We start from the raw sequence: 21582 nt of genomic DNA, 5'->3' as shown, positions 1-21582 counted from the left end.
TTATCCCACGACGGCGCCGCTGTTCGTCGCCTCATTCGGGCTCAGCAGACGCAGTTTTCCGGAGGCATCCTCGGCCATCAGAATCATGCCGCGCGACAAAATCCCCTTCAATTCGCGGGGGTGCAGATTGACCAACACGAGCACCTGACGTCCGACCAACTCCTCAGGCGTGAAGTATTCGGCAATTCCCGATACTATTTCGCGCTGATCTATACCCGTATCGACCGTCAATTTCAACAGTTTCTTCGTTTTCGCCACCTTTTCAGCCGCAAGAATCGTCGAAACCCGAATATCCATTTTCTGGAAATCGTCGAAACTTACCGCATCTTTCTGAGGTTCAACCTGTTGCGCTGCCTCAGCCGCTGCGTTGGCCTCTTTGGTCGCCGCAAGTTTGTCCAGCTGGCGCTGAATCACGTCGTCCTCGATCTTCTCGAACAGCAAAACCGTTTCTCCGATCTTATGCCCGGCCGCAATCAGATCCATCGTCCCCAGCTGTTCCCATCCGAACTTCTCGACAGAGAGCATCTTCAGTATCTTCGCTGCGGAGAAGGGCATGAAAGGTTCGATAGCAATGGCCGTATTGGCCGTGATCTGCAGTGCGATGTTGAGAATCGTCCCGACACGTTCGGGATCGGTCTTGACGACTTTCCACGGCTCGGTATCCGCAAGGTACTTGTTACCTATGCGGGCGATATTCATGGCGTCTTTCAGCGCTTCGCGGAAATGGTAATGTTCGATATTGGACTCCAGCGACGCCTTCACCGCAGCCACCTCGCCGACAGTCTGGCGGTCATAGTCATTCAGCTCGCCGCAGGCCGGAACCTCCCCGTCGTAATATTTCCGGGTCAGCACCAGCGCGCGATTCACGAAATTGCCCAGAACAGCAACCAGCTCGTTGTTGTTGCGGGCCTGAAAATCCTTCCACGTAAAGTCGTTGTCCTTGGTTTCGGGCGCATTGGCGCAGAGTACGTAACGAAGCACATCCTCCTTGCCCGGAAACTCTTCGAGGTATTCGTGCAGCCACACGGCCCAGTTGCGCGAGGTCGAAATCTTGTCGCCTTCGAGATTCAGGAACTCATTCGCCGGCACGTTTTCGGGCAGGATATAGCCGCCGTGCGCCTTGAGCATCGACGGGAAGACGATGCAGTGGAAAACGATATTGTCTTTGCCGATAAAATGGACCATCTTGGTGTCCTCCGACTTCCAATAGGTCTCCCAATCGGGTGTAAGGTCCTTTGTAGCAGATATATAACCGATCGGAGCGTCGAACCAGACATAAAGCACCTTCCCTTCGGCGCCCTCCACCGGCACGGGAATGCCCCAATCGAGGTCGCGGCTTACGGCACGGGGCTGCAAACCTCCGTCCAGCCAGCTCTTGCACTGTCCGTAAACATTGCTTTTCCACTCTTTGTGCCCTTCGAGAATCCACTCGCGCAGAAATCCTTCGTACTGATCCAGCGGCAGATACCAGTGTTTCGTCTCACGCTTCACGGGCACGGAACCCGACACGGCGCTGTGCGGATCGATCAACTCGTCGGGCGAGAGGGTAGAGCCGCACTTCTCGCACTGGTCGCCGTAAGCGCGGTCGTTGCCGCACTTAGGACAGGTGCCGACGATATAACGGTCTGCGAGGAACGTCTGCGTCTCCTCGTCGTAATACTGCATCGAAGTCTGCTCGATGAACTTCCCCTCGTCGTACAACTTGCGGAAAAATTCCGAAGCGGTCTTGGCATGCGTCGCCGACGAAGTCCGCGAATAGATGTCGAACGACATTCCCAGCCCCTCGAACGACTTTTTGATCATATTGTGGTAACGGTCCACGATCTGCTGCGGCGTCACCCCTTCCTTGCGGGCCTTGATGGTGATGGGCACGCCGTGTTCGTCGCTTCCGCAGACCGAAATCACGTCGCGGCCCCTGAGCCGCAGGTAACGGGTATAAATGTCCGAAGGTATGTAAACTCCCGCCAGATGGCCGATATGCACCGGACCGTTGGCATAGGGAAGAGCCGAGGTAACGAGATAACGCTTGAATTCTTTTGCCATAAAAACAGATACAGTATTACTAATTTCTGTCAAAATTAGTAATTTTTAGGCTAAAAAAAAGCAAAGCGCCATTATTTGTTTACAGATGGTAAGAAACAAAAACCGGAACCTGAAATCAGGCCCCGGTTCAACGGTCGATTCCGCACCGATCAGTCGATCGACAACTCGTCGATCAGCCATTTCGCGCCGGCGAACTTGTCGATGACGAAGAGCACGTAGCGGACATCCACGGCGATCGTGCGCTGCAGCTGCGGCTCGAAAGCCACGTCGCCCGACATCGCTTCCCAGTTGCCGTCGAACGCCAGACCGATCAGCTCGCCCTTGGCGTTCATCACCGGCGAACCCGAATTGCCGCCCGTAATATCGCAGTCGGCCAAGAAAGCTACCGGAAGTTCGCCCTCGGCGTTGGCATACCGCCCGAAATCCTTCGCGGCGTACAGCTCCTTGAGCTTGTCGGGAACCGTAAACTCCGTAGGATTCTTGGGATCTTCCTTCTCCATCACGCCCTTGAGCGTCGTATAATAGTTGTAGCGAATACCGTCCGCCGGATCGTAGGGCAGAACGCGGCCGTAAGTCAGGCGGATCGTAAAGTTCGCATCCGAAGCCCACGCCTTGTCGGGCTGCATACGCATCAGACCGGCGATGTAGAGACGGTGCCCGTCCTTGAACCTGCGGTTATTCTCCCGCTGGGCATCCGCCAGTTCGAGCAGTTTCGCATCGAGCGAACGCACGAATACGACCGCCGGATCGGCATCGCGTTTTTCCACCGAAAAATCATCCACGAAGGCCAGCGTGCCTTCCTCGGTGGCAAAAATCGAGTTATCGTACAGATAATCGACATAAGCATCCGTATCGCCGCCGAACCGCTTGTCGATCACTTCGGCGAACACCGTCGGAAGGTCTCCGCATTTCTCCTTGACGATCTGCATCATGCGCTTGGCTACACGTCGGTCCGTCGCCGGGTTGTAATCCTTGTAGAAGGCCCTCATGGCCTCCTTCGAACGCGCCGGGTCGGTGATCTTCTCCACGGCGAGGAACGAACGCGCCGGCGTCAGAATCTCCACGGCACGGTAAAGCGCCTCCCTGAGCACCTGCTCGGCCGCAAAAGCGGAAGCGTTGCCTTCCACCGCTTCGCGGATGCGGTCCAGCGCATCCATATAGCCTTCGGTCGGCAGCGTATTGGCTTCGGCCCATTTCCGGAAAGCCGCCTCCTGCGCCTCTTTCTGCGCCTTGACGTTCAGTTTGCGGATGCCGCGCGACATGCCGATCGAATTCTTCCAGTAGTTCGACGACTGGGCGTATTTCGAAGCGTACTGAATCCGCACCTTATCGCTTGCGGCCATATCCTCCTTGAGAATAGCCTGACGCTCGCCGCGGATGAAGATGCGCTGCGGATTCTCGATATCCAGCATGCGGTCGATCTCGAACGAAGTCATGTAACGCGACGTCGAACCGGGGAAACCCATGATCATCGCGAAATCTCCCTCCTTGTATCCGTCCACCGAAACCTTCAGAAACTTGTCGGCCTTGTAAGGGCGGTTTTCGGGCGCGTAATCGGCCGGCTTGTTGTCGGGTCCGGCATAGACGCGAAAGACCGAGAAATCGCCCGTATGACGCGGCCACATCCAGTTGTCGGTGTCTCCGCCGAACTTGCCGATCGAAGTGGGGGGAGTTCCCACCAGACGCACGTCGCTGAAAACCTCGATCACGAAGGCGAAAAACTGGTTTCCGCCGAAGAAATCCTTCACCAGCACCTCCATGCCGGGATTGTCCTGAGCAATGCGGCTGCGCACGGCCGCAGCATGTTCGGCCACGATGCGCGCCCGCTCTTCGCCCGAAGCCACGTCGGGCACATATCCCAGAATGTCGGAAGTGACGTCCGAAATCTTGCGGATAAAACGCACCTTGAGTCCCGGAGCCGGGATCTCCTCTTCGCGCGACATGGCCCAGAAACCGTTTTTCAGGTAGTCGTGTTCGACGGACGACAGCGCCTGAATCGAACCGTAGCCGCAGTGGTGGTTGGTAAACAGCAGGCCGTCGGCCGAAACGATCTCGCCCGTACATCCGGGACCGAAGATCACGATGGCGTCCTTGAGCGAGGATTTGTTGACGCTGTAAATCTCCTCAGCCGAAAGTTTGCACCCGCGGGCCTTCATCTCCTTGATATTCATTTTCTGAAGGTAGGGCAGCAGCCACATTCCCTCGTCGGCCGCAGCGGTCAAAGAGGCGCACGCCGCGGCGATCAGTAAAAAGAGTTTCTTCATACAGGATTGTTATTTGATATTTATCATGTTCAGGATCGAACGCTCGGCCCTGCGTCGCACCTCTTCATCGAGCACGATTTCGGGCGATTCGTTTTCGAGACACGCGCAGATGTTTTCGAGCGTCACCATCTTCATGTACTTGCAGTTGTTGCATCCGCAGGTCTCGTCGTCGGGGGGTGCCGGTATAAACGTCTTGCCGGGGTAACGCTTCTTCATCTCGGCGAGGATGCCCGATTCGGTCACCACGATGAACTCGTCGGCGCCGCTGCGGCCGCAGTAGTCGAGGATCGCCGCCGTGGACCCTACGAAGTCGGCCACTTCGACGATATAGGCCCGGCATTCGGGATGCACGACGACCTTGGCGGCCGGATGCTCCTTTTTGAGCTGCAGCAGCTTCTCCAGCGAAAATTCCTCGTGCACATGACATGCGCCGTCCCACAACACGATATTCTCGCGTCCCGTCAGCTTTTTGATATACCCTCCCAGATTGCGGTCGGGCGCGAAGATGATCGGTCGGTCGGCCGGAATCGACTGCACGACCTTCAGCGCATTGGACGAAGTGCAGCAGATATCGGTCAGGGCCTTGACGCCGACCGTGGTATTGACGTACGAAACGACCGTATGGCCGGGATATTTCGCCTTGAAGACCGCAAAATCCTTCTCATCGCACGACTCGGCCAGCGAACATCCCGCTTCGGGGCAGGGAATCAGCACCTTCTTGTCGGGGCAGAGCACCTTGGCGGTCTCGGCCATGAAGTGCACGCCGGCGAACAGGATGATGTCGGCGTCTACCGACTGCGCCTTGACCGAGAGGGCCAGCGAGTCGCCCAGAAAGTCGGCCGCCTCCTGCACTTCGGGCGTGGTGTAGTAATGGGCCAGTATGACGGCGCGCTTGCGGCGCTTGAGTTCGTCGATCCGGCGGCGGATCTCCGCGGAGTTATTGACCTTCATTTTTTATTTTTACTATTTATTAATTTTAAATAAAGATATAAGAATAGAAATAATAGCTGTTGATACTGTTCACAAGTTCCCCCGCGATTTTTCTCTCAACATTTTCTCCTCTTCTTTTTCTTCCGTTTTTATTTCAATAATTTGATTATCAATCCATAAAAATAATAATCGACAATTGTTCACAACTGTTTTCAACATTTCGACAGCCCTTTTTTGTGAACATTCCGTTGTTCTTTTGGGAGTCGGCCGCTGACTATAATTCGGCAAAACTTTTTTTGGTTTCGGCGAAAACTTGTATATACCCTTCCCGTTTTGGGAATTGCAACTCTTCGGGGCTGGAAGTTTTCATTATTTATCGCCGGTTATCAACAGGGTTTCTAACACGATTTCATCACCTTTTCGACAGTCTTTTCGGCGATTTCGCGGTACCATTTTTCGACCCTCGGATCGATCCCCGCCGCAGGGCGTCCCTCGTCGGAACCCTCCATGATGGACTGTACGATGGGTATTTCGCCCAGAAAATCCACGCCGTTCTCTTCGGCGTAACGGCGCGCGCCGCCTTTCCCGAAGATATAGTACCGGTTTTCGGGCAGTTCTTCGGGCGTGAACCACGCCATGTTTTCTATCACGCCCGCTACCGGGATGTTCACGTTTTCGTTGCGGAACATCTCCACACCGCGCACCACGTCGGCGACCGCCACCTGCTGGGGCGTCGAGACGATCACCGCGGCGTCGATTTTCAGTTCGCCTATAATAGAGAGGTGTACGTCGCCCGTTCCGGGGGGCAGGTCCGCGAGCAGGAAATCGAGCGTTCCCCATTTGGTCTGGTGGATCATCTGCTTGAGGGCGCTGACCGCCATGGCGCCGCGCCACAAAAGGGCGTCGGTCGGTTTGATGAAGAATCCGATCGACATGAGGCGTATGTCCATCGACTCGGCCGGAACGATGCGGTCCGTTCCCTCCTCCTGCACCGCATCGGGCAGGTACCCCTCCACGCCGAACATCTTGGGCTGCGAGGGACCGTAAATATCGGCGTCGAGAATTCCGACGCGGTAACCCATGTTGCGCAGTGCGACGGCGAGGTTGGCCGTCACGGTGGACTTTCCTACCCCGCCTTTGCCCGATGCCACGGCGATCACTTTGGCGATGCCGCCGGTGGTCGTCTTGAGCTTGGGTTCGGGCCGCGGCGCGGCGCCGCCCTCCTTGATGACGACCATGACGTTTTGCTGCGGGAATTCACGCCGGAGAATCTCCTCGGCTTGGTTTTTGATTTTCACCGCGAATGGGTCGCGGGCCTTGGCGAAACGGAGTACGACGGTGATCTTGCCGGCTCCGGAGGCGATATGCTCGATAAAGCCGCTGCCGACGATGTCCTGTCCCGTTTCGGGATGGACGACGGACGTCAGCAGATGTCTGATTTTTTCTTCCATGATTCGTGTTGTGACTACAATCGCAAAGATAACGTATATTTTGCAGAATAAATATAGCAGGGCCTATTATTTTATCGAAAAACGATAAATTTTATTTGTTTTTCGTAAAATTTCCTTATATTTGCAAAGGAAATCCGGACTCGGAACGAAACAGGACAAACAATAAACGATACGTTATGAATTTTATCAAGACTTTTCTGGCTGCTATCCTCGCCTTCGTCGTGGGGTCGTTTCTGGTGTTTTTTCTCTGGATATTCATTCTGCTGGGCATAGCCGGCTCGATGGAGAAGACGGTGGCCGTGCATGCGGAGTCGATCCTCAAGATCGACTTTTCGGATGTGCTGACCGACGCTCCGTCGAGCGATCCCTTCGCCGGGATCGACTTCGCCACGCTGCGCTCCACGCGCCAGCTTCCGCTGATGAAGGCTCTGCGCGCGCTCGAAGCCGCCAAGGACGACAGCCGCATCAAGGGCATTTACCTGCGGATGAACGGCAACGGCGGCGTGATGGGCGCGGCCCTGCTGGAAGAGCTGCGCGAAGCGGTCGTCGATTTCAAGCAGAGCGGCAAATTCGTCGTCGCTTACGACGAGACCTATTCGCAGGGGAAATATTACCTCGCTTCGGCGGCCGACAAAATCTACATGCAGCCCGAAGGCGCCATGGACTGGTCGGGTCTCGCGTTCAACCTGATGTTCTACAAGGGCCTGCTCGACAAACTCGACATCAAGGCCGAAGTCTTCCGCCCCACGGCCTGCAAATACAAGAGCGCCGTCGAGCCGTATATCCTTCCCAAAATGTCGGACGCCAACCGCGAGCAGATGCAGGCGCTCGTGAATTCGATGTGGAACACCATCGCCGGCTCGGTCGCCGAAGCCCGCGGCATCGACCTGAAGGAGCTGAACCGCATCACCGACAAACTGGAGGTTTCGCTGCCTGAGGATGCCCTCGAACACGGCTTCGTGGACAGCCTGATCTACGAGGACCAGATGAAGGACATATTCGCCGAACTGGGCGTAGCGTCCGATTCCGACGGAGAGTATAATTTCATCACGCTGGGCGAATACGCTTCGCAGGTAGGCGCCGACCTCAAAAACATCTCGGCCGATCAGGTGGCCGTCGTCTATGCCGACGGCGCGATCGTCGACGGCGAAGGCTTCGGAAAGGAGATTTACGGCAATACGCTGGCTGCGACGCTGGCCGGCGTGCGCGACGACGAGAAGGTCAAGGCCGTGGTGCTGCGCGTGAACTCCCCCGGCGGCAGTGCACTGGCTTCGGACGTCATCTGGCGCGAAATGGAGCTGCTGAAAGCCGAGAAACCGGTGGTCGTTTCGATGGGCTCCTATGCCGCCAGCGGAGGTTATTACATTTCGTGTCCCGCCGACGTCATCGTGGCCGACAAACTGACCCTTACGGGTTCGATCGGTGTCTTCGGCATGTACCTCAACACCATCGACGCCTTTAAAAACAAGCTGGGAATCACGTTCGACGCCGTGAAGAGCAACACCTCGGCCGGTATGGGGGCGACCTCGCCGCTGACCGCCGCCGAACGGGCTTCGATCATGCGCGGCGTGGACAAGGTCTATGAGACCTTCACGACCCATGTAGCCGAAGGGCGCAACCTGCCGGTCGAGAAGGTGCTCGACATCGCCGGGGGCCGCGTCTGGTCGGGCGAAGATGCGCTCGGCATCGGTCTGATCGACACCTACGGAGGTCTGAAAACGGCCATCGCCATCGCCGTGGACAAGGCCGGTCTGGGCGACAGCTACCGGGTGACCGAGGTGATCGAGGAGCCGACGGGATTCGCCGCCTTCATCGCGTCGCTCAACATCAGCGTCCGCGAGGCCATGACCCGTTCGGAACTGGGACTGCTGATGAAGGAGTACAAGCAGGTGCAGGAGGCTACCAAACAGCAGGGAGTCGTCATGTACTACCCCTATAAGCTGGAGCTGCGTTGAGACCGCACCGCAAACCGATGGACTGAACCTGCGCGGACGCTGTCCCGCAAGCCGATACGAAAAGCGGCCCCCGTGCGGGGCCCGCTTTCTATTTTGACCGGGAAAGCGGGTTCAGATTACCTCTCCCCGTTTTCCGAAGAGGTCCCGGAGGGCGGATTTCCCCCCCCCTCGGACAAACTCCCGCCGTTGCGTAAATCGTCGAGTTTGCGGCCTATCTCCTCGACCTGCTTCCGGTCGGGTGAAATCACCGTCGAGCCGAATTTGCGCCGGTATTCGCCCGGCGCTGAGCCGATGCGCTCGCGGAAGGCGTGGTTGAAATTCGAGATGTTGTGGAATCCGCACCGGGTGCTGATTTCCGAAATCGGAGCGTCGGTCTCCACGATCATCTGCGCGGCGCGCACGATGCGAAACCCGTTGATATAGGTCCAGAGATTCTGGCAGGTGTTCTTCTTGAAATAGCGGCATACCGACGAAGGGGACATGCCCACTTCGGCGCCGATGTCTTCGAGCGTGATTTTGTTGTGGTAGTTGTTTTCCACGAACTGCAGGATTTTCTTGATGCGTTCGTTGCCGTCGGCCTGCGTCTTGTAATCCGTCGTTCCGATAATGTGCATTTCGTCCGGTCCCGCCGTGGCGAGGTCGTTGAGTATGTCCAGAAAGAGCGCCACCGACTCGAATCCCCGCAGTCCGGGCAGCTGCAGCAGCCGTTCGCGGACCCGGTCCACCACCATTTCGGAGAAATGAAGACCTGCGACGGGCAGGCTCAGCATCTTCTGAATGGGTTGCAGGTACTCGGTTTCGAAAAGCTGCCAGTTGGGCATGTCGCGGCTGAACTGCACAGCCACGGCTTCGCAGTCGATGTCGGCATAGGCTTCGTCGCGCGTGTAGCAGTGCGGAACGCCCGGAAAGATGATGATCAGGTCCTTTTCGGTGAAGTCGTCGGCCGTACGGCCCGTGATGCGTGTGCCCCTGACGTTCAGGGTCAGGCTCAGCATGTAGTCCTCGTGGAAATGCAGCGGCGGATCCGACTGTTTGTCGGACCAGTACTGCGTGATGAACAAGTCTTTTTCAGGCCGTGGCGCAAGGTCTTTTAAAACATATTTCATATGTCGGGACTTTTAACAAATATACGAATTAATCGGATATAAAACGCAAACCCCGTGTGATTTAATCTGCCGGAAGGCGAAAATAAAATACGACGAACCCGTCTCCATGTTCGGAGACGGGTTCGTTGCAGATTATCGGATAATTGTTTGCCGGTACGCGCGGCGGCTGTTTTCTAAGACATGGGAACAGCGCTCCGGCGTGCTGACGCCGCCCCTGCTCAGGGGATGTAGGAGGCGATGGATTTCCAAGTGAGGTTTTTCCATTGCTGCCCGGCGGCGGTCGGGTATTCCACGCCCGCAGCGTTGAGGAACAGGTTGCAGGCGGCGGGAACGTCGGCCGAGGTGAATGTGTCGGTGGCCAGCGTGATGGCCGTCGTCGCACCCAGCTTCAGGGTCGTCAGGGCGGTGCATTTGTCGAAAGCCTTGGTTCCGAGCGAGGTGGCTTTGGGAAGATCGACCTCCTTGAGCTTCGGGTTTTCGGCGAAACAGAAGTTTCCGACCTTCTCGACATTGGGAAGCGAGATGCTCTCCAGAGCGTCGCACCCGCGAATGGCATTCATACCCAGCTCTTTTGCGGCGGGCAGGTCGATTGCCGTCAGGCTCTTGCAGTTCTGGAACAGCGACGAGGGGACCGTTTCGAGCGTGGCCAAAAGAGGAACGTCATAACTCGTCAGGCCGGTCATTCCGCTGAATGCTCCGCCGGTGAAGGTCTGAAGCGCCGGAAGAGAAATGGAGGTGATGAGCGAGCAGTTGTTGAAGACGGTTCCACCGATGCTTTTCACGTTGGGGAGATTGACCGTCGCGATATTTACACAATTGCTGAACGCTCCGGCGACCACGGTCTCGACCGTGGGCATATCCACTTTCGTCAAACCTTCGCATTTGTTGAAAGAGAAGTTTTCCACCTTCTTGAGTACGGGCATATCTATGTCCGCAAGAGCGGTACATTCGGCGAACATATATAAGGACATGTTCTCCAATACCGGAGCGCTCACCTTGGTGATATTCTTGCATTCGCGGAAGAGGTATTTGCCGGGTGCGGTCAGCTTCGGCATGTTCAGCTCGCCCGTGAAACCCCAGCACCTGAAGAAGGCGTAATCGCCCGTTGTCGTGACATTGGAGAGATCCACGTTCTTGAGCGTGATACATTCGCGGAAGGCACGTTCGCCCACAGTCGTGACTTTGGAAAAGTCCACCACGTCTTCGAGCGCCTTGCATCCTTCGAATGCGCTCGTACCGATGGTCGTGATATTGGACAGGTCGATCGTCTTGAGCGTCGAGGTGCAGACGGAGGCCTGCGCGATGAAGAACATCTTGTCGCTGATGGCGGTGCACAGGGGAAAATTGACCTTTGTCAGCGATTCGCAGTCGATGAAGCAGCCGCTTCCGAAAGCCGTGGCCGCGGGGAACGAAACCTCCTTGAGGGCGTAACATCTTTCGAAGCACTGGGCGCCGACGGACTCGACTTTTTCTCCGCTGAAGCTCAGCAGGCCGTTGCAGGCGTACATGGCCATCTTCTCCAGCTTTTCCACGTTGGGGATGTCGATTTGCGTCAGTTTGGTCGAATAGGCGAAACACGACTCTCCGGCCGTCTTGAGTTTGGGCAGCGAGATGCTCGTCGGACCTCCGCAGTAGAAGAAGGCGCTGCCTGCCTCTTCGAGCGTCCACAGGTCGCTGAATGTCCGTTCGCCGATGGTCTGCACCTTGGGAAGGTGAACGGTGCGGAGCGATGAATTGTTGACGGCGGTGAGGACGCTGTTGCGAAACGCATTTACGCCTACCGACGTTACCTCCGGTGCATTCAGCTCTTCGAGTTTGGTCTGTTTCGGTGCGCGTGAGCCGGCATCGTACATGAAATTGTCGGGAATGGCTTTGGCGTCGGTGAGTTAGAGGAAGAGAAGATTCTGGAATTTGTCGAAGATCGCGGCGGTTACCTCGTCCGTCAGGTCGCCGCTGACGGACAGTCTGGTTACCGTGGCCGCTTTCTCTGCGTCATACGCGATGATTTCGGAGGCTGCAAGCGAAAGCAGATCGGTGAATTCGGCTCTGATTTCGATATTCCCCCTCCCTCCGGCAGGGTGAACGTCGTCGGGTTTTCCGTCGGATTTTCCAGTTCGATACCGCCGCTGAGGACCGTCCATTTCAGGAAGAAGAAGTTCTCGGCGGGCGTTGCCGTCAGGGTTACCGTTTCGCCGGGAATGGCCGACGCGGGGTTGGCTTCGGCCGTGCCGTTGCCGTCGTCGGTTACGGCAGTCGTGTACAGTTTCGGCTCTTTCGTCTCATCGGAACAAGAGGTGGCCGTCAGTGTGCAAACCGTCGCTGCGTAGAGAAGCGCGGATTTCCAAAATTTCATAGCATAAGGGGTTTTTAGTTAAAAAATAGGGATAAAATATTGTTGATGGTGTTCGAGATGACATAGTGCCCGAATGATAATGTACTTTCGATTTGTTATTAAAAAACCGTATTTGGTAAAAATATCGTACTTTTTATGGAGAAATAGCGCGTGATTGTTCGTTCGGGCTGTGGTGTATCTTTCTCGTTATTAGTGTTTTATTGTTGCAATGTAATAATAATTTCTGAAAGTGTAAATTTGTTACCGCATGTTTCGGCCGAAAATCGGTCCGGCACGGCGCGACCCGATACGGCGTTCCGGCGAACGCCGGAAACACCCTTCTGCCGTTGCGATTTACTCCGTCCGGGGGCGGAGAAGCGGACGCGGGACGCTGAAAAATCAGAAATCCTTTCCGCCTTTCGCATTTAATGAATATCTTTGCGCATATGACAGTGATCAGATTGACAAAAGAGTTCTCCTTCGAGGCGGCGCACGCTTTGGACGGATACGACGGGCCCTGCCGTGAGATTCACGGCCACTCCTACCGGCTTTTCGTGACCGTCAAGGGACGGCCTGTGGCCGGCGAAGGAGACCCTAAATGCGGGATGGTGATGGATTTCGGGGTGTTGAAGCGCATCGTCAACGAAGAGATCGTGTCGCACTTCGACCACTCCCTCGTCCTGCGTCAGACGCCGTGCAACGCGTCGCTGCGGGCCATGCTCACCGAACGTTTCGGCAATATCGTCACGGTGGACTACCAGCCGACCTGCGAGAATATGCTCGGCGATTTCGCCCGCCGCATTTCGCGCCGACTGCCGGAGGGCGTGGAGCTGCATTCGCTCCGCCTGCATGAAACCGCGACTTCGTTCGCCGAGTGGTTTGCCGAAGATAACCGGTAAGGTGTCTCATTCGGAACACATGCCGTATGCGCTTCGCTCCGTCCGGGCCGTGCGGCGTCATCCATGCGAAACTATTATTGACGCGACTTCTTATATATGAAAAAACTTTTTCTCGTTGACGCCTATGCGTTGATCTTCAAGTATTACTATGCTTTTCTGGGCCGTCCGATGCGCAACCGCGCGGGCATGAACACCTCGGTGGTGTTCGGCTTCGTCAAGTTCCTGCGCGACATTCAGAAACGCGAACGGCCCGACCTGCTGGGCGTGGCGTTCGACCCCAAGGGCGGCAGTTTCCGCCGCGAGGTTTTTCCGGAGTACAAGGCCAACCGCGCCGAGACTCCCGAAGACATCCTGCTTTCGGTTCCTTATGTGAAACGGGTGCTGGAGGCGATGTGCATTCCGATTCTGGAGGTCGAAGGCTACGAGGCCGACGACGTGATCGGCACTCTGTCGCAGAAGGGCGTCGAAGCCGGTTACGAGGTCTTCATGGTGACCCCCGACAAGGACTACGGCCAGCTGGTGCGCGACAACTGTAAGATTTACAAGCAGAAAGGCGCGGACGGAAGCATCGAGATCGTGGACCGCGATTCGATCCGCGAGAAGTACGGCATCGACGATCCGGTCCTTGTGCGCGACATCCTCGCGCTGTGGGGCGACGCTTCGGACAACATTCCCGGCGTGCCGGGCATCGGCGAGAAGAGCGCCTGCAAACTGGTGCAGGAGTGGGGAACGGTGGAGAACATCCTCGACAACGTGTCGAAGATCAAGGGCAAGCAGGGCGAGAAAATCGCCGCGTGGGGCGATAAACTGCGTCTCGCCAAGCACCTGACCACGATCTGTCTCGACGTGCCGATTCCCTTCCGGCCTGAGGACCTTACGGTCTGCGATCCCCATATCGACGAACTCAAGGCCGTTTTCGCAGAACTGGATTTCAAGGCGTTTATGAACGACCTGACGAACCTCGCCCCTCCCGAAACCCTGCCCGAAGGTCCCCGGCAGGAGGCGCAGACGCAGCTGGCCGAGATGGCCCGCGCCAAGTCGGCGGCCGCGAAACGGGCCGCGCTGGTCGGTCAGGGCAACCTCTTCGGCGACCCGGTCGTGGAGATGCCTGCGGCGTCGGACGTTCCCGCCGCCGAATTGCAGGCCGAAGCCGAAGCGATGCAGTTCAAGACGGCGCAGACCACGCCTCACGACTACAGACTCGTGGAGGACGCCGCGCAGCTGCGCGAAGTGGTGGACGAAGTCGGGAAATACGAAGAGTTCTGCTTCGACACCGAGACGACGGGATTCGACATCTTCAACGACCGCATCGTCGGCATGTCGCTGGCCGTGAAGCCTTTCGAAGCGTGGTACATTCCTTTCAAGGAGGAGAATACGGCGGAATACGCCGAAATCGTGCGGCCGCTTTTCGAAAACGACCGGATCGCCAAGATCGGCCAGAATATCAAGTTCGACCTGATGGTCCTGCGGCAGCTGGGACTCGAAATCCGGGGCCGCAAGTACGATACGATGATCCTGCACTACCTGCTCGATCCCGAATCGCGCCACAACATGAACGCCCTTGCGGAGAAATACCTCAACTACAAGCCGATCGAGATCGAAACCCTGATCGGCAAAGGCTCCAAGCAGCTGACGATGGATCTGGTGAACGTCGAGCGGGTCAAGGAGTACGCCGCCGAGGATGCCGACGTCACGCTGCGGCTCAAGCATGCGCTCTATCCGCAGATCGAAGAGCTTGGCCTGCAGCACCTCTATTTCGAAATCGAGGAGCCGATGATCGCCGTGCTGGCCGATATCGAGATGGCGGGCGTGCGGATCGACTCCGAGGCGCTGGCCGTCTATTCCGTGGAGCTGAGCCGCCGGCTGGCCGAGCTGGAGGCCGCGATCCGCGAGGAGGCCGGCGAATCGCAGCTCAACATCAACTCGGCGCGTCAGCTGGGCGAGGTGCTGTTCGGCAAAATGCGCATCGCCGAGAAGCCCAAGATGACCAAAACCAAGCAGTTCTGCACCGACGAGGATTACCTGCAGTCGTTTGCGCACAAACACCGCATCGTCGATCTGATCCTCGAATACCGGGGTGTCAAGAAACTCCTCTCTACCTATGTCGAGGCGCTGCCCCAGCTGGTCAATCGCCGCACGGGACGCATACACACCTCTTTCAATCAGGCTGTTACCGCTACGGGACGCCTTTCGTCCACGAATCCCAACCTGCAGAATATCCCCGTGCGCGAAGAGATGGGCCGCCGTATCCGCAGGACGTTCATCCCCTCCGACGAGGAGCATCTGCTGCTCTCGGCCGACTACAGTCAGGTCGAACTGCGGCTGATGGCGCACCTTTCGGGCGACGAATCGTTGATCGCGGCTTTTGCCCACGGCGAGGACATCCACGCCGCGACGGCCGCCAAACTGTTCAACAAAACCCTCGGCGAAGTGACTTCCGAGGAGCGCCGCCGCGCCAAGACCGCCAATTTCGGCATCATCTACGGCATTTCGGCCTTCGGCCTGAGCCAGCGGCTGGAGATTCCCCGCAAGGAGGCCAAAGAGATTATCGACGGCTATTTCGCATCCTACCCCAAGGTGCAGGAGTATATGGACAAGGTGGTTGCCAAGGCCAAGGAAGAGGGCTTCGTCTCGACGATTTTCGGCCGGCGCCGCTACCTCAACGACATCGCTTCGCACAATGCCATCGCCCGCGGCCTTGCCGAGCGAAACGCCGTGAACGCTCCGATTCAGGGTTCTGCGGCCGACATCATGAAGATCGCCATGATCAACGTACACCGCCGTTTCGCCGCCGAAGGCATCCGCTCGAAGGTGATCCTGCAGGTGCATGACGAACTGGTCGTCGATATGCTCCGCTCCGAGCAGGAGCGCGTCGTGGCCATCGTTACCGAAGCCATGGAGTCCGCCGCCGCGCTCAAAGTCCGTCTGGTGGTGGATTACGGCGTGGGTGGCAACTGGCTCGAAGCGCATTGATCGGAATATCTGACGATGCGTTTTGCGCGCTTATATCGAAAATCCCCCTTTCCAAAGGGGGATTTTTATGTCGTATCTCTTTATGCGTCTCTCCCCCAAAACGACAGGCCGGACCCGTCGGGTCCGGCCTGCTCGCGTCGTGTTCCGGAGGCGTCAGAACGATATACCGACGCGTATGCCGAAGTTGTTGAGGTTGTTTACCGAATAGGTCAGGATATCGCCGCTGTTGGTGGCGTAGCTGTAGTAGAGCGCCACGTGGAAACCGAAGCGGTAGTCCGGACGCGGGAAGATGCTAACGCCGATTTCGGGCGAGAGGTAGAATCCCCATGTGTCGGTGTACTGCTTGATTACGTAGTAGTAGGACGAGAATTCTGCATAGTTGGCGCCCAGCTTCAGACCCGCATAGGGCTGGAATACGCTGTCCGGAAGCCATGTGTAGCGTCCCGTGACGCCGAACGGCAGCTGGAACGAGCCGTGTTTCTGATTGACGGTCAGGGCCGAGCCGTCGCCCAGATCGAGCGTCTGGCGCGGAATGCTCGAAAGGTTGGTCTGGTAGGAGATGAAGGGACCTACGGAGACCGACGGCGTGATGAAGTAGCCGCCTTCGAAGTTCATGCCCCATCCCGACGCCTTGTCGGCATAGGCGCTGCCCAGCGGCACGCCTACCTGCCAGTCGACGTTGATGTAGGAGTTAGGGAAAATCTGCGCCTTGCCCGTACGCGCGGCTGCGAGCAGCACGACACAGAGTGCGATGGTTTTGAGAACCTGATATTTCGATGTTTTCATAATCGGACGTGTTTTGCGGTTAAATTATTTTTTCAGATAAGGCGACTGATCGAAAGCCTGTTGCACGGCGTCCACCGTGCGCTGCTGGTTCAGCTCCTCCGACGAGGTCAGCAGCCCGCCGATAAAGCTGTCCCAGATCACGGGCAGCTTCTTGCCGCTCTCTTGATCGGCTTCGAGATTCATCATCTCCACGAGTAGCGAACCGGCCGTATATCCGTAGTAAACGCTGTAGGGATAGTGCCAGCCGGCCCAGTCGCCCCAGTAACCGGGCGTCCAGTAATAGGGATAGTACCACCACCAGTAGGGATAGTCGTAACCCACGAAATAGGTCACTTTCTGCACGTAGCTGAGCTGCAGGCCGAGATTGGCCGCATCTTTGTCGTCGGTACGGGTGTAGCCTGCGGCGTTCATGCGTCCTACGACGGTATTGACGATCTCCAGCGCATTGGCGTCTTTCCAGTATTCCGTCTTGTCGGCGGAGCCGATCAGCAGGATGCTGTCGGGAATGTAGTAGGTGTCGAAGGCGGCGAAATCGACGTCGGTGTCGTGAGCGGTGTAGACCAGATAATCTTTGTGGAGACTCGATGTCGAGGGCTCTTTCTGGCACGCGCAAAACGCAACTGCTGTGAGTGCGAATGCAAGGTAGCGTAATTTTTTCACGGTCATGATTTTGAATTTTTAGTTTGCTGTCAGATACCGTGTTCAAAATTCGTTCCGCAACCTCCGTTTTGCGCCGTGTTGTCCGATCGGGCTATAAAGAAGCGGATTTGCGGTATGAAAAATCGGGCGGCGCAGAGCGGACCGTCCGGTTTTCCTTCCTGAACGGATTGGCTCTCAGCGGACAGGCGCCTGCCGCCGCTGATGCTCGTCGGGGTGTGTTCCGCCCGGAACGCATCTGCGGTTTGCACGCCGCCGGGGCGGTTCCGCACTGTGCTGCCGGTGGCGGTTCCGCACTGCGCCGGCGTGGAATTCGGGATGTCGTTCACGTGCGGAGGAGCATTTGTCGAACTGGTTCCGGCGATAATCCGTTTTATCCGGAAAAAGACGCCGACTTCCGGGAATTATGTTACCTTTGTAAGACCCACCACAATTTCGTGACATATGAGCCATTATGATAACTGCTCCCGCGAGGAGCTTATCGGCAGGATCGAAGAGCTTGAGGCGCGGCTCGCTTCGGCGGCCGACACCGCGGGCCGCTTCCGCGACCGGTACGCCTGTAAGATTCTGGATTCGATTCCCGACATGCTGACCGTGCTGAGACGCGACGGGACGCTGGTCGAACTGGTCTCCTCCGAGCAGACCAATCATGTCGGGATCGAAGGTCCCCGGCTGGTGGGCCGGAATATCCGGTCGATGCTCTCGCCCGAAGTGTGCCGCAACGTGAAGGACAACCTCGAAAACGTTTTCGCGTCGGGGAAGGGTTCCTCTTCGCATCACGACATCACGCTCGACGGCCGGACCCGCAATTACGAAAACCGCATCATGCCGCTCGACGGCGAACACGCCCTCTGCATCTGCCGCGACATCACCGAGGCCGAAGTCGCCAAGCACGAGCTGGAGATGGTCAAGTATGCGCTGAACAATGTCGATGAGGAGATTTACGCATGCGCCGTAGACGGGACGATGGAGTACGCCAACGAACGTTTCCGGAGGCGGCACGACCTGAAGGGCGATCTGTCGCGGCGCAAGGTGTACGAGTTCTGGTCGATCGACGCGACGCGGCAGTTGTGGGAGGAGCGGCTGGCGAAGATCCGCCGGGACAACGGCGCATACAAATACACCGTCCGTCTGAAGAACGCTCAGGGGCGTATCGTGGCGTGGGACATCGTGGCCTATATCATCTACGACCACTTCAAGGAGCGTGAAATCGTCTGGTTCTTCGGCCGCGATATCACGCGGCGCATCGAACACGAAAACAAGGTCAAGGAGATGAACTCCATCCTTGACAGCATCCTCAACAACATTCCGGTCTATCTCTTCGTCAAGGACCCCGGCAACGAGTTCCGTTATCTCTACTGGAACCGGGCTTTCGAGGAGTTTTCGCATATCCCCGCGTCGAAGGCGCTCGGATATACCGATTACGAGGTGTTTTCCAGTCCGAAGGATGCGGAGCATTTCCGGCGCGACGACCTCGAACTGCTGCGCACGGGCGAGCGCATGGAGTTCATCGAAGAGTATGTCTCGGCGAAGGGGGAGACGCGCATCGTCAACACCTCGAAATCGCTGGTTCCGGTCGAGAACCGTCTGCCGCTGATTATCGGCGTGTCGTGGGACATCACCGAGCAGAAAAACGCCGAGCTTAAGGTCATCGAGGCCCGTATCCGCGCCGAGGAGTCCGACCGGCTCAAGACGGCGTTTCTGGCCAATATGAGCCATGAGATACGTACGCCGCTCAACGCCATTGTCGGCTTTGCCAAGCTGATGGGCGAAGCGGAGACCGAGGAGGAGAAACAGCAGTTCATCGACATCATCGACACCAATTCCAGCCTGCTGCTGCAGCTTATCGGCGACATTCTCGACATCTCGAAAATCGAGGCCGGAACGCTCGAATTCCACTTCAGGCCAATGAATCTCAACGATTTGTGCCGATCGGAATACGAGATGCACAAGGGCCGGACGAATCCGGGCGTGAAACTCGTTTTCGACGAGCGGATCGAGAACGTGGAGATCGTCTGCGACCAGAACCGGTTGGCGCAGGTCATCTCGAACCTGATAAACAACGCCTCCAAGTTTACGACCGAGGGCGAAATCCGCTTCGGATTCGACCTGCGCGAAGGGCGCGTGGAGTTTTTCGTGGAAGATACCGGCACGGGAATCCCTGCCGAAAAGGTCCGCGACATTTTCGACCGTTTCGTCAAGCTCGACGATTTCGTCTCCGGCACGGGGCTCGGACTGGCTATTTCGAAAACGATCGTCGAGAAGCTCAACGGCACGATCGGCGTGGAGTCCGAATTGGGAAAGGGTACGCGGTTCCATTTCTCGATTCCCGTCGTGCAGTGCGACGTACAGTGCGAACCGGCTCCGGCCGATATGGGCGCCCTGAAGGGCGGCGTTTCGTGGACCCTGCTGGTCGGCGAGGACTCGGACATCAGCTTCAAACTGATCGAGGCGATGCTGAGCGCGCGTTTCCGGCTGGTGCGTGCGCGCTCCGGAGCCGAGGCTGCGGAACTGTTCCGTTCGGAGCGTCCCGACGCCGTGCTGGTCGATACGCGGCTGCCGGTCATGGACGGATTCGAAGTTACGCGCCGCATCCGGGAGAGCGCTCCCGATCTGCCGGTCGTCGTCATGTCGGCCTACCCTTCCGACCGCGAAGCCGAAAGCGCCGTCGCCGCCGGATGTACCGGGTTCCTGCCCAAACCGTTCACGCAGGCCGAACTGCATAAAATGCTGAACACCTGTCTGGTGAATCTCGAAAGCCGGGAATAGTCCGCGGATGCCGTCTTCATCCGCAGGTGCGCCTTTCGGCTAAAATCCCCGCAACGTCACAAGCCGCGAGGATTTTTATTCCATCCGGTGCTGAATCCTACCGGTATTTGTGCGATATGAGGGTCATGAACTCCTCGCGCGTGCGGTGGTCCGAGAGGAAAATGCCCGTGAATGCCGACGTGGTCGTCGCCGACTGCTGTTTTTCGATGCCGCGCATCTGCATGCACATGTGGCTGGCTTCGATCACCACGGCCACGCCCATCGGGTTGAGCGCCTCCTGTATGCAGTCGCGGATCTGCACCGTCAGCCGCTCCTGCACCTGCAGGCGGCGGGCGTAGCACTCCACGACGCGGGCGATTTTGGAAAGTCCCGTGATGTGTCCGTTGGGAATGTAGGCGACGTGCGCCTTGCCGTAAAACGGCAGCATATGGTGTTCGCAGAGCGAGTACAGCTCGATGTCCTTCACGAGCACCATCTGTTTGTACTCTTCGCGGAACGTCGCGGAGCGGATGATTTCGAGCGGATTCTCTTCGTATCCCTTCGTCAGGAACGACATCGCCTTGGCGACGCGTTCGGGGGTTTTCAGAAGTCCTTCGCGCGTGGGATCCTCTCCCAGCCGCCGCAGGATTTCGGTGTAATGGAGCTTCAGCGCCTCGATGGTCCGGGCGTCGAAACGTTCCTCTTTGTTGTAAGTTCTCTCTTCCATTGGAGGGCAAAGATAGATAAAGTAGCGTGCAAAAGCAAGCGTGCATTTTTCCGGATCGCGCCCGTGTGCCGTAAAGAGGCCCTATTTCCCGGCGGAATGCAAATAGGCCGCGAGTTTGCGTACGGCGCGGGCGCGGTGCGAAACCTCGTTTTTCTCTTCGGTGGACATCTGGGCGAAGGTCTTGTCGTATCCGTCGGGTATGAACAGCGGATCGTACCCGAAACCTTCGTGCCCCTCTTCGCGGTCGATGATGCGCCCTTCGACCACACCTTCGAAAAGATGTTCTTCGCCGTTGAGGATCAGCGAAATGACCGTTCTGAACTGCGCCCGGCGGTCGGTCGCTCCTTCGAGGTTTTTCAGCAGCAGGCGGTTGTTGGCCGCGAAATCGTGTCCGTCGGTGGCGTAACGGGCCGAATGCACGCCCGGAGCGCCGCCCAGCGCCTTCACTTCGAGTCCGGTATCGTCGGCGAAGCAGTCGAGTCCCGTGCGGTCGTTGAGGTAATGCGCCTTCTGCGAAGCGTTGCCTTCGAGGGTCTGCTGCTCTTCGGGAATCTCCTCCGTGACGCCGCATTCGCGGGGCGTCACCAGCCGGAAGCCGGGACCCAGCACGGCCTGCACCTCCATGAGTTTATGCGCGTTATTCGTAGCGAAGAGGATATTCACTGCGTCTGTTTCGGATTGTGACATATTTGTTGTGTCGGATGGTTGTAT

The 21582-nt window shown here is 57.4% G+C and carries 15 protein-coding genes; 4 read left to right on the top strand and 11 right to left on the bottom strand.

Annotated features, from left to right (window positions below; genetic code table 11):
• The 4 genes from metG to ACESTR_RS02620 form a co-directional block, all read right to left on the bottom strand.
• Positions 1-2043: a methionine--tRNA ligase gene (gene metG, locus ACESTR_RS02635; protein ID WP_373178761.1), complete on the bottom strand. Its 2043-nt coding sequence runs from the start codon at positions 2041-2043 to the stop codon at positions 1-3.
• Between the two features lie 149 nt (positions 2044-2192).
• The gene (locus ACESTR_RS02630) at positions 2193-4307 is read right to left on the bottom strand and encodes a S46 family peptidase (RefSeq protein ID WP_009598446.1); all 2115 of its coding nucleotides are present in this window, start codon (positions 4305-4307) and stop codon (positions 2193-2195) included.
• Positions 4308-4316: 9 nt separating this feature from the next.
• A complete protein-coding gene (nadA, locus tag ACESTR_RS02625) occupies positions 4317-5258 on the bottom strand; it encodes a quinolinate synthase NadA (protein WP_276807309.1) in 942 nt (313 codons plus the stop codon).
• A gap of 377 nt (positions 5259-5635) precedes the next feature.
• Complete coding sequence (locus tag ACESTR_RS02620) at positions 5636-6688, bottom strand: Mrp/NBP35 family ATP-binding protein (protein WP_009598444.1); 1053 nt, start codon at positions 6686-6688, stop codon at positions 5636-5638.
• A gap of 176 nt (positions 6689-6864) precedes the next feature.
• Here ACESTR_RS02620 and sppA point away from each other — a divergent pair, with 176 nt between their 5' ends.
• Positions 6865-8643, top strand: coding sequence for a signal peptide peptidase SppA (gene sppA / locus ACESTR_RS02615; RefSeq protein WP_130062893.1), 1779 nt, complete (start codon positions 6865-6867; stop codon positions 8641-8643).
• Between the two features lie 116 nt (positions 8644-8759).
• On the opposite strand, the gene ACESTR_RS02610 is transcribed toward sppA, so the two are convergent.
• The 3 genes from ACESTR_RS02610 to ACESTR_RS02600 all read right to left on the bottom strand — a co-directional run bounded on the left by ACESTR_RS02610 (position 8760) and on the right by ACESTR_RS02600 (position 12102).
• Positions 8760-9749: an AraC family transcriptional regulator gene (locus ACESTR_RS02610; protein WP_014775353.1), complete on the bottom strand. Its 990-nt coding sequence runs from the start codon at positions 9747-9749 to the stop codon at positions 8760-8762.
• A 218-nt stretch (positions 9750-9967) separates the two neighbouring features.
• Positions 9968-11602, bottom strand: a complete 1635-nt coding sequence (locus ACESTR_RS02605; RefSeq protein ID WP_279066112.1) for a leucine-rich repeat domain-containing protein — start codon at positions 11600-11602, stop codon at positions 9968-9970.
• A gap of 116 nt (positions 11603-11718) precedes the next feature.
• Positions 11719-12102 (bottom strand): InlB B-repeat-containing protein, encoded by a 384-nt coding sequence (locus ACESTR_RS02600; RefSeq protein WP_254654384.1) that lies wholly within the window; start codon positions 12100-12102, stop codon positions 11719-11721.
• 425 nt (positions 12103-12527) lie between these two features.
• Between ACESTR_RS02600 and ACESTR_RS02595 the strand changes: the two genes are divergently transcribed.
• Together ACESTR_RS02595 and polA are read left to right on the top strand one after the other, a co-directional pair.
• Complete coding sequence (locus ACESTR_RS02595; protein ID WP_278714413.1) at positions 12528-12980, top strand: 6-pyruvoyl trahydropterin synthase family protein; 453 nt, start codon at positions 12528-12530, stop codon at positions 12978-12980.
• Between the two features lie 96 nt (positions 12981-13076).
• Complete coding sequence (gene polA, locus ACESTR_RS02590; protein ID WP_302268533.1) at positions 13077-15953, top strand: DNA polymerase I; 2877 nt, start codon at positions 13077-13079, stop codon at positions 15951-15953.
• 153 nt (positions 15954-16106) lie between these two features.
• Here the strand turns inward: polA and ACESTR_RS02585 are convergent, their stop codons facing one another.
• Together ACESTR_RS02585 and ACESTR_RS02580 are read right to left on the bottom strand one after the other, a co-directional pair.
• Positions 16107-16739 (bottom strand): outer membrane beta-barrel protein, encoded by a 633-nt coding sequence (locus ACESTR_RS02585; protein WP_009598337.1) that lies wholly within the window; start codon positions 16737-16739, stop codon positions 16107-16109.
• A gap of 24 nt (positions 16740-16763) precedes the next feature.
• Entirely contained in the window at positions 16764-17405 is a 642-nt protein-coding gene (locus ACESTR_RS02580; protein ID WP_279063724.1) for a DUF4136 domain-containing protein, read from the bottom strand.
• Positions 17406-17840: 435 nt separating this feature from the next.
• Here ACESTR_RS02580 and ACESTR_RS02575 point away from each other — a divergent pair, with 435 nt between their 5' ends.
• Entirely contained in the window at positions 17841-20165 is a 2325-nt protein-coding gene (locus ACESTR_RS02575; protein ID WP_279063726.1) for a PAS domain-containing protein, read from the top strand.
• Positions 20166-20262: 97 nt separating this feature from the next.
• Here the strand turns inward: ACESTR_RS02575 and folE are convergent, their stop codons facing one another.
• Entirely contained in the window at positions 20263-20871 is a 609-nt protein-coding gene (gene folE, locus ACESTR_RS02570; protein ID WP_227042265.1) for a GTP cyclohydrolase I FolE, read from the bottom strand.
• 81 nt (positions 20872-20952) lie between these two features.
• Complete coding sequence (rdgB, locus tag ACESTR_RS02565; RefSeq protein ID WP_014775358.1) at positions 20953-21534, bottom strand: RdgB/HAM1 family non-canonical purine NTP pyrophosphatase; 582 nt, start codon at positions 21532-21534, stop codon at positions 20953-20955.
• Between the last annotated feature and the right edge of the window lie 48 nt (positions 21535-21582).

Origin of the sequence: Alistipes sp. DJF_B185 (assembly GCF_964250025.1) — a bacterium.
Classification (GTDB): Bacteria; Bacteroidota; Bacteroidia; order Bacteroidales; family Rikenellaceae; genus Alistipes; species Alistipes finegoldii.
The sequence above is the reverse complement of the archived record's forward strand: the minus strand, read 5'-3'. Positions and strand labels throughout refer to the sequence as shown.